Origin of the sequence: Streptosporangium brasiliense (assembly GCF_030811595.1) — a bacterium.
In the GTDB taxonomy this organism is placed as follows: domain Bacteria; phylum Actinomycetota; class Actinomycetes; order Streptosporangiales; family Streptosporangiaceae; genus Streptosporangium; species Streptosporangium brasiliense.
On record NZ_JAUSRB010000002.1, the window covers coordinates 7,177,319 to 7,190,831 of the forward strand.

At 69.7% G+C, this 13,513-nt stretch carries 16 protein-coding genes and 1 riboswitch; of the genes, 11 read left to right on the plus strand and 5 right to left on the minus strand.

All coding sequences use genetic code 11. The annotated features are described in order from the left end of the window. Positions 1-11: 11 nt before the first annotated feature. The 4 genes from J2S55_RS41685 (at position 12) to J2S55_RS41700 (ending at position 3,700) form a co-directional block, all read left to right on the plus strand. On the plus strand, positions 12-575 hold the full coding sequence (locus J2S55_RS41685; RefSeq protein WP_306872706.1) for a Chromate resistance protein ChrB: 564 nt from the start codon (positions 12-14) through the stop codon (positions 573-575). Beyond that, positions 572-1,810 (plus strand): MFS transporter, encoded by a 1,239-nt coding sequence (locus tag J2S55_RS41690; protein ID WP_306872708.1) that lies wholly within the window; start codon positions 572-574, stop codon positions 1,808-1,810. The genes J2S55_RS41685 and J2S55_RS41690 overlap by 4 nt, the downstream gene beginning before the upstream one ends. Before the next feature lie 186 nt (positions 1,811-1,996). Continuing rightward, a complete protein-coding gene (locus tag J2S55_RS41695; RefSeq protein ID WP_306872711.1) occupies positions 1,997-2,257 on the plus strand; it encodes a hypothetical protein in 261 nt (86 codons plus the stop codon). Between the two features lie 318 nt (positions 2,258-2,575). Next, on the plus strand, positions 2,576-3,700 hold the full coding sequence (locus tag J2S55_RS41700) for a pentapeptide repeat-containing protein (protein WP_306872713.1): 1,125 nt from the start codon (positions 2,576-2,578) through the stop codon (positions 3,698-3,700). Between the two features lie 258 nt (positions 3,701-3,958). On the opposite strand, the gene J2S55_RS41705 is transcribed toward J2S55_RS41700, so the two are convergent. The 4 genes from J2S55_RS41705 to J2S55_RS41720 all read right to left on the minus strand — a co-directional run bounded on the left by J2S55_RS41705 (position 3,959) and on the right by J2S55_RS41720 (position 6,733). After that, positions 3,959-4,606, minus strand: coding sequence for a TetR/AcrR family transcriptional regulator (locus tag J2S55_RS41705; RefSeq protein ID WP_306872716.1), 648 nt, complete (start codon positions 4,604-4,606; stop codon positions 3,959-3,961). 271 nt (positions 4,607-4,877) lie between these two features. After that, complete coding sequence (locus J2S55_RS41710; RefSeq protein ID WP_306872718.1) at positions 4,878-5,570, minus strand: alpha/beta fold hydrolase; 693 nt, start codon at positions 5,568-5,570, stop codon at positions 4,878-4,880. Then, a complete protein-coding gene (locus tag J2S55_RS41715; RefSeq protein WP_306872720.1) occupies positions 5,567-5,776 on the minus strand; it encodes a hypothetical protein in 210 nt (69 codons plus the stop codon). Before J2S55_RS41715 ends, J2S55_RS41710 begins: the two co-directional genes overlap by 4 nt. 9 nt (positions 5,777-5,785) lie before the next feature. Next, positions 5,786-6,733: an NADP-dependent oxidoreductase gene (locus J2S55_RS41720; protein ID WP_306872722.1), complete on the minus strand. Its 948-nt coding sequence runs from the start codon at positions 6,731-6,733 to the stop codon at positions 5,786-5,788. 309 nt (positions 6,734-7,042) lie between these two features. On the opposite strand from J2S55_RS41720, the gene J2S55_RS41725 reads away from it, so the two are divergent. The 6 genes from J2S55_RS41725 (at position 7,043) to bluB (ending at position 11,468) form a co-directional block, all read left to right on the plus strand. Further along, entirely contained in the window at positions 7,043-7,660 is a 618-nt protein-coding gene (locus J2S55_RS41725) for a type 1 glutamine amidotransferase family protein (protein ID WP_306872725.1), read from the plus strand. Next, on the plus strand, positions 7,657-8,100 hold the full coding sequence (locus tag J2S55_RS41730) for a MarR family winged helix-turn-helix transcriptional regulator (RefSeq protein WP_306872727.1): 444 nt from the start codon (positions 7,657-7,659) through the stop codon (positions 8,098-8,100). The genes J2S55_RS41725 and J2S55_RS41730 overlap by 4 nt, the downstream gene beginning before the upstream one ends. 209 nt (positions 8,101-8,309) lie before the next feature. Continuing rightward, complete coding sequence (locus tag J2S55_RS41735) at positions 8,310-8,858, plus strand: DUF6886 family protein (RefSeq protein WP_370879758.1); 549 nt, start codon at positions 8,310-8,312, stop codon at positions 8,856-8,858. A gap of 234 nt (positions 8,859-9,092) precedes the next feature. Next, positions 9,093-9,695, plus strand: a complete 603-nt coding sequence (locus tag J2S55_RS41740; RefSeq protein WP_306872732.1) for a cytochrome b family protein — start codon at positions 9,093-9,095, stop codon at positions 9,693-9,695. A gap of 101 nt (positions 9,696-9,796) precedes the next feature. Beyond that, the gene (locus J2S55_RS41745; protein ID WP_306872735.1) at positions 9,797-10,318 is read left to right on the plus strand and encodes a histidine phosphatase family protein; all 522 of its coding nucleotides are present in this window, start codon (positions 9,797-9,799) and stop codon (positions 10,316-10,318) included. Positions 10,319-10,542: 224 nt separating this feature from the next. Then, positions 10,543-10,737, plus strand: a riboswitch (cobalamin riboswitch). A 32-nt stretch (positions 10,738-10,769) separates the two neighbouring features. Next, on the plus strand, positions 10,770-11,468 hold the full coding sequence (bluB, locus tag J2S55_RS41750; RefSeq protein WP_306872737.1) for a 5,6-dimethylbenzimidazole synthase: 699 nt from the start codon (positions 10,770-10,772) through the stop codon (positions 11,466-11,468). 183 nt (positions 11,469-11,651) lie between these two features. Here the strand turns inward: bluB and J2S55_RS41755 are convergent, their stop codons facing one another. Further along, a complete protein-coding gene (locus tag J2S55_RS41755; protein ID WP_306872740.1) occupies positions 11,652-12,188 on the minus strand; it encodes a MarR family winged helix-turn-helix transcriptional regulator in 537 nt (178 codons plus the stop codon). 131 nt (positions 12,189-12,319) lie between these two features. Here J2S55_RS41755 and J2S55_RS41760 point away from each other — a divergent pair, with 131 nt between their 5' ends. Further along, positions 12,320-13,195 carry an NAD-dependent epimerase/dehydratase family protein gene (locus tag J2S55_RS41760; protein ID WP_306872741.1) on the plus strand — a complete coding sequence of 292 codons (876 nt, stop codon included), beginning with the start codon at positions 12,320-12,322 and terminating at the stop codon, positions 13,193-13,195. Positions 13,196-13,513 lie beyond the last annotated feature (318 nt).

Here is a 13,513-nt window from a genome sequence, read left to right on the forward strand (position 1 = left end):
CATTCCCCAATGTGACAGTAAAGGCAGAAGTTGGCTGGCTGATCCTGGTGATCAAACTGCCCGCGGAGCCATCGCGGCACCGAGTGGCAGCCTGGCGGGAGTTGCGCAAGATCGGCGCGGTGCCGCTCGGCCAGGGCGTATGGACGGTACCGGACGTGCCCGTCTTCGCCCACGGTCTGGCACGCGTGCTGGAACTCACCGAACAGGCCAAAGGCCAGGCCATCACCATGCGCGCATCCGGCCACGGTCCCGAGGACGCCACCCGTCTGCAGGCACTGTTCACCGCCGCGCGCTCCGCGGACTGGACCGAGTTCCTGGCCGACTGCGGCAAGTTCGGCCAGGAACTGGCCAAGGAGATCCGCAACGCCAAGTTCACGCTGGCCGAACTGGAAGAAGAGGAGCAGAGCCTGGAGCGGCTGCGCCGCTGGTACCGGGACCTGACGGCCCGGGACGTGTTCGGGGCACCCGAGGCGGCCGAGGCCGCCGAGCGACTCAAGCAGTGCGTCGCGGCCTGCGAGGACTACGCGGAAAAGGTGTTCAGCGCCCTGCACCAGACATCACCGGAGAATCCATGAACTCGGCGGATGCCGCCCAGGCGGCGCCACGCCGGCAGATGTGGCCGCTGTACGCGGCCGGGTTCACCACCGCCTTCGGCGCGCACGGCATCGCCGCCAACCTCGGCGGCTTCTCCGAGGACGCGGTCACCTCACTGCTGGTGCTGGGCGGCCTGCTGGCCCTGTACGACGGGGCCGAGGTGCTGCTCAAGCCGCTGTTCGGCACGCTCGCCGACCGCGTCGGAGCCCGCCCGGTGCTGCTGGGCGGGCTCATCGCCTTCGCCGCCGCCTCGGCGGCCTACGCCGTCGCCGACAGCCCCGGCTGGCTGTGGGCGGCCCGCCTGGGACAGGGCGCCGCGGCCTCCGCCTTCTCCCCCTCGGCCTCCGCACTGGTCGCCCGCCTCAACCCGGCAGCCAAGCACGGCCGCGCCTTCGGCTCCTACGGCTTTCACAAGTCCATCGGCTACACCCTCGGCCCGCTGCTCGGCGGCGTGTTGGTGTGGGCCGGAGGAATGCGGCTGCTGTTCGCGGTACTGGCGGTGCTCGGCGTGGCGGTCGCCGCCTGGGCCCTGCTCGCCGTCCCGGCCGTACCCCCGCTGCCCAAGACCCGACAGACGGTGCTCGATCTGGCCAGACGCCTCGCCGATCCGGCCTTCCTCGGCCCGACCGCGGCACTGGCCGCGGCGACCGCCGCGCTGTCGGTCGGCGTGGGCTTCCTGCCCGTCACCGGCGCCGCGGCCGGCCTGGGCACCATCGCCACCGGAGCGGCGGTGTCGGTGCTCGCCGCCTGCGCCGCCCTCGTCCAGCCCAGAACCGGACGCGCCCTCGACGAGGGACGTATCACCGCACGCGGCGGCATCACCGCAGGACTGCTGCTCACCGCCGCGGGCCTGGGCTGCGCCATGGTGCCCGGCCTGCCCGGCCTGCTGTCCGGCGCCGCTCTGATCGGCGCCGGAACCGGCCTGATCACCCCCCTGGGGTTCGCCGCCCTGGCCGCCTCCACCCCCACCGAACGCCTCGGCCAGACCATGGGCGCCGCCGAACTGGGACGCGAACTCGGCGACGCGGGCGGCCCGCTCCTGGTCGCCGCCATCGCCACAATGACCAGCCTCACCTACGGCTACGCCGCGCTCGCCTTCCTGCTCGCCATCGGCCCCGTGCTCATCATCACGATGCTCCGCCGCACCAACACCGCGCCGAACAACGCGCGAACCCCCTCCCGTCCTTTGCCCACCGACACGGAGAAGACGACCTGAGCGGTACCCCCGCGCCGAGCGACTCGCCCTGTCGAAGCAGATCTCACCGCCCGCTGCATGAGCTGCCATCAAGGGCTCTGACCAGCCCTGTTAACTAACCCTTTCGGCTTGCTCCGTCTGTTCCCCCAACGGAGCGACGGGGACTGGGGTGGGCTGCGGCCCTCGCGTCCCTCCTCGCTGCGGGTGATGCCCCTCGGACTGCAGAACGACGCGCACCCGACGGACGCGGGCTACGCCAAGATGGCCGACGCCTGGTACAGCGCCATATCGGCGGCGGACGCCAAGGGCTGGATTCAGACCCCGCTGCCGAGTCGATCGATGCGGCCTCTGCCGACGCTGCCGTTCCGCGAGGTCGGTCACCCGGGCCGTGCCGAGGTCGCGCACCACCTGCAGGATCCGGGGGCTGAGGAACGTCGGAACCGAATCGTGCGGTTGTACGCTGCGTGATCGCTCGCACGGCGGACCGAGATCGTTATCGCAGATGACCATGTGGAGTCAGCCATCCCCGAAGGTCTCCCGTCCATGCTCCACAGGGAGTGCGAGGCCAGAAGCCGCAGATACTCACCCACTGTCTGCGATAGCTGCCCATGATCATTCCTACCGCTGATTCCTGCACTCAGGCTTCTCCCGGGCCGACGCGTTTCTTAACGGCACCCCAACCATGTGGTCCGGTGAGCCACGTGGATCTAGATTGAACGCGTTGACTCCACGAGACAGTGGAGCCTCGACCGATGCAACCCTCCTAGCCCGACCCTCGGTGAGGCCATGACGCGCATCGAAGACCGCACGCCCCCGCTCCCCCGCCACCCCATCCGAACGGACAAGATCGCCCGCGTCGGCGCGTCCTGGCGCCAGCGGCTCTCGGCTCCCTTCATCGTCACCGCACTCCTGGGCATGGCCGCCTTGGCCTGTGCCATCCTGCTCCCCCGTCACCTGCTCGCCTGGGACTTGGGATCCGCGCAACCGCCGGCCGACTACGCGGCCGCCGTGAACAACATCCGTACAGCCCTGCTCCAGGGAGTAGGCGGCCTGGTGCTTCTGGTGGGCGCCTACCTCACCTGGCGCCAGCTCCAGCTCAGCCGCCACGGCCAGGCCACCGAATCGTTCGCCGCCGCGATCGCCCACCTGGGCGATTCCAGCGTGGACGTCCGACTCGGCGGCATCTACGCCCTGGAACGCATCGCACGCTCCTCCGCAGCTGACCGCCGCACCATCGGCGAGATCCTCACCGCATTCATCGGCACCCGCACCCGCCACCCTCACAGAAACGCCCAGGACGCCCAGCGCACGGCCGCGACCCCCGACGATTCGGTCAACCTCTCCCTCCGAGCTCCGGACCTCCACGCGGCACTCACCGTTCTCGGCCGCCGCCAATCAGTGAGAGGCCAGGTGCTCGGTCTGGACCGGGTGGTCCTGCCCAAGGCCAACCTCGCCTCCGCCCGGCTCCAGGATGTGGATCTCCATTTCAGCGATCTCACCGAATCCTCCCTCGTCGGAGTCGATCTGACCCGTGCAGATCTGACTGGAGTACGGCTGGCCGGGGCGATCCTCCCCGACGCGGTCCTCTACCAGGCCGATTTACGTGACGCCGTCCTGACCGGCATCATCGCCGAGGGCATCGACCTGCGCGCCACCGATCTGAGCAAAGCTGACCTGCGTAACGCCAACCTGTGTGGCGCCCGCCTCGATTACAGCGATCTCCGCGGAGCCACTCTGAGCGGAGCCGTGCTGACCGGCGCCTCCCTGAAACGGGTGGTTTTCGATGAGAGCACCGTCTGGCCTGACGGCTTCGAACCCTCCTCGATCGGACCAGCCCGGCCACGACCACTCCCACCCGTCCGTCCCCGGACCTACGACGAATTCGCAGTCAGGGACGGGCCGGCTGAGTGAATGCGCGAGTTCACCGGGCTGGTCCACGCCCGCCCACCGCCGGCGGCGACGGATGCGACTGAGGCGCGGACCTGGTACGAGACGATGCACCTAGCCGGGGTCGAGGGCCTGGTGGTCAAGCAGCTCCGGTCCCGACACGACGGCTCACGCCGGTGGTTGAAGCTCAAGCACCGCGAGTCCACCGAGGCGGTCGTCGGGCGGAACGGCTGTCCGAGGAGGGACGGCGGCTCACGGAGCTGGAGCCGGAGGACCGCGCGGTCAGACGGCACCCCGCCGCTCGCTGTGCGCGCAGCCTGGAGCAGAACGGTGAGCGACGCCGGCGAGCACCAGATCGAGTTCGGCCAGCGAGCCCTCCAGCGCGGCCCGCTGATCCGAGGCGCGTGCGATGTCCAGGGCGCTCTCGCAGATCCCCCCGTACAGCAGCGAGGTGGCGGGGTCCAACGGCCGATCGGGGATGCACCCGGCCTCGATCGCGATGGCCAGCCCGCGCCGCATCTGCTCCTTGCATCCGGCCTGGATGTCTCGCATGGCAGACCAGCCGAGCGCGCCCGGCGCCTCGACCAGCGTGATCTGGCGTACGGCGGGTTCGAGGGATGCCTCCAGCAGGCGCCGGCAGCCCGCCGACATCCCGTCCCACGGATCCGGCTGGGCCTGGAACGCCTGCCGGACGATCAATGCGAGGTCCTTCTGGTCGGCGGCGTAGACCTCGCGGAAGATGTGCTCCTTGTTACTGAAGTGATGGTAGAAAGCGCCACGTGTCACGCCGGCCCTGGCACAGATCGCGTCCACCGCGGTGGCGGAGAAACCCTCGGCGACGAACAGCTCGCGCGCCGCCGCCACCAGCGCACCCATGGTCGCCTTGGTGCGCTCGTGCTGGCTCCGGCGCACACTCGTGTTCCCTGCCACCCGCATATCTCCTCTTGTTCTACGCCCAAGGATAGAAGAACATGCGTGGCGGACGTGTTTCCCAGCCGTCACGGGCCCTGCACGTGAAGCAGCGGCGGGACCTGGCCCGCGATCAGGCGCCCATCGGCGAGCCGGTCCAAGGCAGCGGGTCGGCGCGACGACAAGATCGGATGCCGGAGCGCAGGCGGCAGTGTCGCGGTGCCGAGTGTGAGCCGGGCCGGCAGGTGGCCGATCCTCACTTCGGTGGCGGACCACGTGGCCTGCGCCCGGCTCAGGACGTGTACGCGTGCTGCAGCAGGATGTCCGCCAGCGCCTGCGGTGCGGTGACCATGGCGTCGTGGCCGACGTCCAGGACGGTGGCCGCCCAGCCGTTCTCGTCCGCCAGCCGCGCGAACGGCATGGGGCCGCCGGGTGTGCAGAGCACCGCTCGGCACGCGATCGCGTCGACGGCCCCGGACAGCCGGGTCGGCTCGGAGAACGTTCGCCGGGGGTGGGCCGTCAGCCGGGGCTCCAGCCATGCCACCTGATCCGGTTCCGTCACGCCGACGGCGGCCGCCGGGGAGGGCGGGATCATGCCGTCCACGGTGACCGACTCGATCCAGTCGAGGAAGAACGCGGGAGCCAGATCGTCCAGCGACTCCCCGTCCCGGCCCGCCCAGGCGTCGACCATGACGATCTGGGAGACGCGTTCCGGCACACGGTCGGCGGCCTCGCGCACGACCAAGCCGGCGTAACTGTGCCCGACGAGCACGACATCCCGCAGATCCTCATACCTCAGCAGGCCCAGCAGGTCGTCCACGTGCGTCCGCAGGCCGATCTCGGGGCCGGCCAGGTGGGCCCGCTCGCCGAGACCGGTCAGCGTCGGAGTGTGGACCTCATGGCCGGCCTCTCGCAACCGCGCGGACACGTGCCGCCAGCACCAGCCGCCGTGCCAGGCCCCATGAACCAGCACGTACGTTGTCATCGCGCCACCGCCTTCGCCTGCTTGCGCCAGGCCGCGGCGGTCTGTCGGGCGACCTCATCGATGCCGGTCGCCGCTGCCTGGAACGCGATCGTCTCGAAGACGGTGTCCGGGCTGCAGTACCGCAGAGCCGCCTGGATATCGGCGCGGCTCTTGGCCTGCGCGTAAGCCCGGACCACGTCAGCCGGTGTGGTGTGCTGTTCCGACACTGCTCCTCCTCAGTCCATCTCGCCGACGGCGAGCACAACCTTGCCCTTGGTACGCCCCGAGCCGACGAGGTCGTGCGCCTCGGCCGCCTCCGCCAGCGGGAACACCGCGTCGACGTGCACCTTCAACCACCCCTCGGTCACGAGGCCGGCCAGTGCGTCGAGCCCGGCGCCGTCGGGATCGACGAGGTAGGCCGCGGCACGCACGCCGAGCTCGTCGGCGCGCTCGTGGAGCCCGGGGGTCCAGGCCGCCTGCCCGCTGACCAGGACGCCGCCCGGCCGCAGGCACTCCAGTGCCTTGAGCCCGGCCTCGCCGCCGAACATCTGGACGACGACATCCATGTCACGCGCCGCGGCGGACACCTCTGTCGTGGTGTGGTCGATCACTTCGTCCGCCCCCAATCCGCGGACGAAGGCATGTTTGGCGGCGCTCGCGGTGCCGGTCACATGGGCGCCGCGGGCTTTGGCGATCTGGACCGCCAGGTGTCCCACGCCCCCGGCCGCGCCCGCCACGAGGATCCGCTGTCCCGGGGCGACGGCGGCGACCTCGGTGAGCATCTGCCACGCCGTCAACCCGGCGAGCGGCAGCGCCGCCGCCTCGGTGAAGCTCAAGCCCTCCGGCATACGGGCGAAGTGGCGGGCGGGGGCGGTGACGTACTCGGCATAACAACCCGCGGCCCGGGGGAACCACGGCATCCCGAACACCCGATCGCCGGGCCGGAACCGGGTGGTGCCGTAGCCGGTCTTCACCACCGTCCCCGCGACGTCCCAGCCGTTGATGAACGGCAGGTCGAGCACCCGGTTGTACGCCTGCCCCCGGCGCGTGAAGACGTCCACCGGATTGACCGCGGCCGCCATGACCCTGACCAGCACCTCGCCGAACACCGGCGCAGGCTCCTCCACCTCGACCAACGCCATGGTCTCGGCCTCTCCCCACGCCGACTGCTGTATCGCCCGCATGACCGCCCCTTCAGGTGATGGTGACGCCGGCGACAATACATACATACATCATGTATGTAAATGCGGAGAGAACGACCTGAGAGTGCCTGGGTCGCGAGAAGCCATCGGACCCAGCGAAGGGACGACGATCCGCGACGACGGCCCCTCTCGGCGACGACACCCAGCCGTACGACCCTCCGGTGAGGTCGTGCAGTTTTCCCGGCTCAGCGCCTCAAAGATCGATCCATGACCACCCTCCCCCACACCTCGGCCGGATCCGTCTTCTCGCGCCTAATTGACAGCATGTTGTCATTGTGACAAGATGCTGTCATGAACAAGATCTACCACGCGGTATACGAGACCATGGCGGACTGGGAGACCGGACACGCCACCGCCCACATCAGAAACGGTCACCACCACAGGGACCCCGGCCGCTACGAGCTCGTCACCGTCGGTCTCACGACCGACCCGATCACCACCATGGGCGGCCTGCGCGTCACCCCCGACATCTCGCTCGACTCCATCAAGGACGCGGCGATGCTCATCCTGCCCGGCGCCGCACTCTGGGACGAAGGTGACGGACTCTCCCCCTTCGCCCGCAAGGCCCGCGACCTGCTGGAAGCGGGCGTGCCGGTCGCGGCCATCTGCGGCGCGACGGCCGGGCTGGCTCGCGAAGGGATCTTCGACACTCGGGGCCACACCAGCGCCGCGCTGCCGTACCTGCAGGCGCAGCAGGGCTACGGCGGCGCGGAGCGCTACGTCGAAGCGCCCGCCGTGACCGACGGAGACCTCATCACGGGCACCCCCACCGCACCGGTCGACTTCGCCCGCGAGATTTTCGCCAAGCTGGACCTGTACACCCCCCAGGTGCTGGACGCCTGGTACCGGCTGTTCGCACACAACGACGCCTCGGCCTTCGAAGCGCTGATGGCACCATCGGACATATGAGCAAGACAGGAGATCTGCTGTCGGAGGCCGCGCTCACCGTCTACCGCCTCAACGGGCAGTTCCTCGGCGCCGGCGACACGCTCGCCAAGCCGGCGGGGATGACCGTCGCCTGGTGGCAGGTACTGAGCGCGGTCCCCGACAAGCCCATGTCCGTGGCCGAGATCGCCCGGCTCCGCGGGCTGACCAGGCAGGGCGTGCAGCGGACCGCCGATCTGCTGGTGGACCAGGGCCTGGCCGAGTACGAGCCCAACCCCGCCCATCGCAGGGCCAAGCTGCTGCGGCCCACCGCGAAGGGCATGGCCGCGATAGAGCGGATCGACCCCGACCTGGAAGCACTGGCGGACCGGGTGGTGGACGAGCTCGGCCTCGACGGGCTGAAGCAGGTCATCGAGGCGCTCAAACAGCTCTCCGCCGCCCTCGACCAGGTCACTCGTCAGTGAGCGTCACATCGCCCCACGCCGTCCCCCAACCGATCGGCGCGGCGTCCACGGCCCCGCCGAAGGCGGACGCCAGGTCCGCCTCACCGCCTGGCGCATCCCCACCGACCACCTGCGCGACGGCCGCCCCGCCGACCAGCGCTCCCCTCTCCCGGCCATACCAACCTTCCGGGAAGGGGTGCGCCCTTGGGCCACGATGGTAGACACGGGTCATGCGGCCCAGACCAGGTCAAGTTCTGCACTTCTCCGAGGACCCGGAGATCACCCGATTTGTCCCCCACGTGGCAACCACCGCACAAGAACCGGAGGCATATGTGTGGGCTGTGTCGGCCGATCGCTGCCCCGACTACTGGTTTCCCCGCCAGTGCCCGCGCGCCATGGCCTGGACCGTGCCGGACACGACGGACGCCGACCGGGAACGGATCATCGGTGCCGGCTGCGGGCGGCGCATCCATGCGATCGAGTACGGCTGGCTGGAGGCGTTCTTGACCGTGCGCCTGTACGGCTACCGCCTGCCCGCCGAGAAGTTCGTCCCGATCGGTGAGCCGGTGCCGAACGCGATGGTCGCCACCGAGCCCGTCGAACCGCTCGGCCCGCCCGAACCGGTCGGCAGCCTGCTCCAGCTGCACGAGGAGGCCGGGATCCAGCTCAGAGTGCTGGACAACCTCTGGGCGTTTTGGGATGCGGTGACCACCAGCTCTCTGGGCTGGAGCGGCATCCGCCTGCGCAATGCCCGCCCCAGGCCGGCCAGAACAGGCTGACGCCCCCGACGCCCACGTCCCGGTGGTCGCTCCCCCACCGGCAGCGGAGGCCGGCCGCTAGACCTAGCGGGTCCCCTGGACCCTGACCCCCCGCCCACCTGCGTTCCAGCACCTGGAGGGCATCGCGCCGAGGCCGGTCAGGCCTCAGGACCCGTGCGACAGTCCCGGCTCGGGAGGCGGGTGACACTCCGGCTAGCTGACCTGTTGCTCTCCGACGCCTATTGAATCGGAAACTTGTGGTCCGGTAAGAGGTCGGTGGACGAGCGGCTCATCTCCTGCTTCGTGATCGTCGTGCTCACCGGTGCTTTCCTGGCGTTCTTCCACACGCCGAGCGACCAGGTGAGCCATGACGGCGCCCAGGTGATCTATGACGGCTCCTACGAGCCGCTGCGCGGCGTCATGATGGCCGAGGCCTATGCCTCGGCGCTGCAGCTCAGCTTCGACGTGGCCGGCGGCGTGCTCGTGCAGCTGCTTCACCAGTGGTCGTCGGTGCTCCTGCTCGCGGGGATCGTGGTGCGCACGGCGCTCAGCGGCGTGTTCCTCCGGTGGCTGCCCGGGATCGCGCTGCTCGGCCTGGGGGCGCTCAACATGGTCATCGGCTTCACACTGGCCGGGGAGCCGTTCGCCGAAAAGACCATGGGGGGCGTGCCGGCCCTGTGGCGGTACGGCGCGCACCTGCTGCTGGCGCTCGCCATTGCGGCCGCTGCGGTGCTCGCCTGGCGACAGGCGGGCGGTCGACGCCCCAGGGCGCTCCACGTCGTGGTGATCTGCCTGGGGCTCGTGCCGCTGCTGCTTGTGGGGGCTGTCGTAGCCCCCGGTTGGAGTGTTCACAAGTAGATCCGGCCTGGGGTGGAGCAGGCATTGAGAAGATCGCTTCCCGGCATCTCTGTGATCGTTTCCCGGGGTTATGAGGGTGTCGGCTCGGTATATTCCCTGAGATGTTGCTCTTGGTCCGCCATGCCATGCCTGCCTACGGTCCGACCGTCCCACCGCACGAATGGCCGCTCGGCACTGAGGGGTGGCAGGCGGCTCAGCGGCTGATCGCCCGTCTGCCCAAAGACGCCTGCCTTGTCTCCAGCGACGAGCCGAAGGCCTGGCAGACTCTGGGCGGCGACGACACGGTCACGCGTGATCGACGGTTCAACGAGGTCACCCGCGTGGAGCCGTGGGAGGGTAACTACCGCGAGTTGCGGCGCGCCTATGTGGAAGGCGCGGATCATGCTGACTGGGAGCCGCGGGCCGAGGTCGCCAAGCGCTTCGACGATGGGATCACCGAGCATCTCGCACTTGCCAGCGGGCGCCCACTCGTGGTGGCGGCACATGGCATGGCGATGACTGTTTGGGTGAAGGTGCGCCTGGGCCTGCAGAGCCCTGGCGACTTCTGGGCGGACCTCCGCTTTCCTGATGCGCATCTCGTTGATCTGGACTTGGGTACCGTCGAGCGAGCCTTGGCCCTCTGAACATCACCGGAAGGCCTCCGTCCGTAATTCGGCGACGGTGACGTCGACCGCGGTCCCTATGGCGCCCTGGCGCGGACACGGAGGTTCCGCGGGGCTCTCACCCCGTACGGTGGTCTCCCCTTTCGCTGGAATGCCCGGGGGGGACGGTCCTTATCGCATGATCCCTGGCCGTCGCCGGGTGAGCGGCGCGGTGAGGTCGGGAATCCGCTAGCGTACTGAGCGGCGAAACTGTTGCAAGGTGCCTCGCGTCGGTGAGGAGAATCGGGAAGCCGGTGTGATTCCGGCACGGGCCCGCCGCGGTGACCGGGGAGCCGCCGCCCACGCGCGCATGCGCAGCCACTGGCCCGCGAGGGCTGGGAAGGCGGGTGGTCAGGCGTCGATCCGGGAGTCCGAAGACCGGCCTTGCGCTCACAGCCCCTTGAAGGGGCACGAACGCAGCGGGAGCCTGCCCATGGACAGCCAGCTTTACGACGTCATCCACCGCCGCCGTGACGTGCGCGCGCAGTTCACCGGTGAACCCGTCCCCGACGAGGCCCTGCACCGGATCCTGTCTGCGGCCCACGCCGCGCCCAGCGTCGGTCTCTCCCAGCCCTGGGACTTCATCGTCGTGCGCGACCCCGCCGTCCGCGCCGCGTTCCACGGACACGTCCAGCATGAACGCGCGGTCTTCGCCGCGACCCTTGACGCCTCCGCCGTACGGCGGTTCGCCCGGATCAAGATCGAAGGAGTGCTGGAGTCCACACTGTCGATCGTGGTCACCTATGACCCGGATCGGGGCGGCCCCACCGTTCTCGGCCGCCACGCCATCGCCGACGCGGGCCTGTACTCGGTGTGCCTGGCCATCCAGAATCTCTGGCTGGCCGCCACCGCCGAGAATCTCGGTGTCGGCTGGGTGTCGTTCTACCGCGAGCCGTTCCTGAACGACCTTCTCGCCATCCCCGCGCCGATCCGCCCCGTCGCGTGGCTGTGCGTGGGGCCGGTGACCCACCTGGAGACCGCCCCCGACCTCGAGCGGAACGGCTGGCGGGATCGGCGCCCCCTGTGGGCCGCCGTCCACCACGACCGCTGGAGTTCCGGTCTCCACGGCCGCCCTCATCCCGATCGAGCCGAACGCTCCTCCACGCATCCCGATCGAACGGGAATGAGCTGAACGCTCCTCCACGGACGACGGCCTTCCCCGCCTTTCGGGACTTCGCGGGTTCCTCTCGTGACTTTTCGCGGATGACCGGCGATCCGGCCGCCCGGAAACGCGTCGCGTCACGCCGGTGTGATCACGGTTCAGACGGCTCGCCCACCTCGGCGACCAGCTGCGAGACGGTGACGCGACGCGTTCTCAGCATGCGCCGGTGGCGGAGGTGTCCGGCCCCGTGTCGCCGAGGGAGACGAGCAGGCGGCGCAGGAGCACGGTGATCTGGTCGCGGTCGGCGGAGCTCAGGCCCTCCAGGAGCCGCCGCTCGTTGGCGACGTGATGCTCGACGAGCCTGTTGACCAGGCTCAGCCCTTGATCGGTGAGGGAGATCAGGACGCGGCGCCGATGGGCCGGATCGACGGCGCGGTCGACCAGGCCCTTTTTCTCGAGCCGGTCGATGCGGTTGGTCAGGGCGGCCGAGCTGACCATCGCCGCCGTGCTGAGTTCGCCGGCGTTGAGGACGTGGGGAGGCCCGGAGCGCAGCAGGGTGGCCAGCACATCGAACTCCCAGGGCTCGATGTCGTACGCGGACAAGTGGTCCCTGATGGCGCGTTCGAGGAGGCGGGAGACCCGGGACAGGCGACCGATGATCTCCATCGGTGAGCAGTCCAGATCGGGGCGCGCCGTCTGCCACTGGCTGATGATCACGTCCACTCCGTCGTGGAGTCCGTCGGTCGTCATCGTGAGTCCTGTCCTGAGCTGTCCTGAGCGTGGCTTTGTACAGAGGCTAACACTTAGACATCGAAGGATTTGACACTTGCGAACGCAGTGATTTAAGTTTTCGACATCGAAATTTTCGAGGGGAGACTTTGATGAAGATCTTGCTTATCGGTGCCGGCGGTTACCTCGGCTCGGCGGTCGCGGACCACCTGGACGAGGCCGGACATCAGATCGTCGAACTGACCCGCGCCACCGACGACCGCCCGGAGAACGGGCGTGAAAAGCGTGTCGGCGACCTGACCGATCCGCGTTCGCTCACCCAGGCGGTGACCCCCGACATAGACGCTGTGATCAACATGGCGACGCCCACCGGAGACGCCGAGACTGACGCCGCCGCGATCGCCGCGCTGACGGATCCGCTGCGCGGTACCGGGCGAGCTTTCGTCTACACCAGCGGTGTCTGGGTGCTGGGAGCCACCGGGCCCGGCCCCGTTGACGAGAACACCCCTGCCAACCCCATCCCGATCGTGGGATACCGGCCGACGATCGAGCGTCAGGTGCTCGACACCGCCGAGAGCGGTGTGCGCGCCCTGGTGATCCGCCCGGGCATCGTGCACGGCCGGGGTGGCGGCATTCCCGCTCTCCTGGTGAACCTGGCCCGCGAACACGCGGCGCCGAGGTTCGTCGGGGAAGAGGCGGTACGCTGGCCCATGGTGCACGTCGACGACCTCGCCGACCTGTTCGTCTCCGCGGTGGAGCGGGCACCCGCCGGGTCGCTCTGGCACGGTGTGGCCGAGACCGCGGTCGCCGTCCGCGACCTCGCTTCCGCGGCCGGACGCGCCGCCGGCGTCCAGGCGGAACCGCAGAGCTGGCCGCTTGACCAGGCGCGTGAGGCGCTCGGCGCCCTGTTCGCCGACGCCCTCGCCCTCGACCAGAGCGTCAGCGGCGACGCCGCACGCGACAAGCTCGGCTGGCGTCCCCAGCGCGACGGCGCGGTCGCCGACCTCGCCGAGGGCTCCTACCGGTAGGACGACGGCACCCCTCCCGGATCAGCACCACGACAACACTTGACCTGAGAAGAAGGCATGAGCATCCAGGCTTTCGGCACCACCGACGTGCGGCAGGTCAACGTGCACACGCCCCCGGACCGGCGGCCGTAGCCGGCGGTCCCGGCCCGGACCGCCCATCAACTCCACCTGCCGCTTGCTCATGACGTCGAGCCTGGCCCCCGGCCCCGGCCGCGTCCCGTCTTCCGGGGGTCGTGGCGGGGCCGTGACGGTCGCCCGTCGGGGCCGGCCCCGTAGGGGGTCGGGGCGATCGACGGGTCCGGCCGAGATACGGCCAGA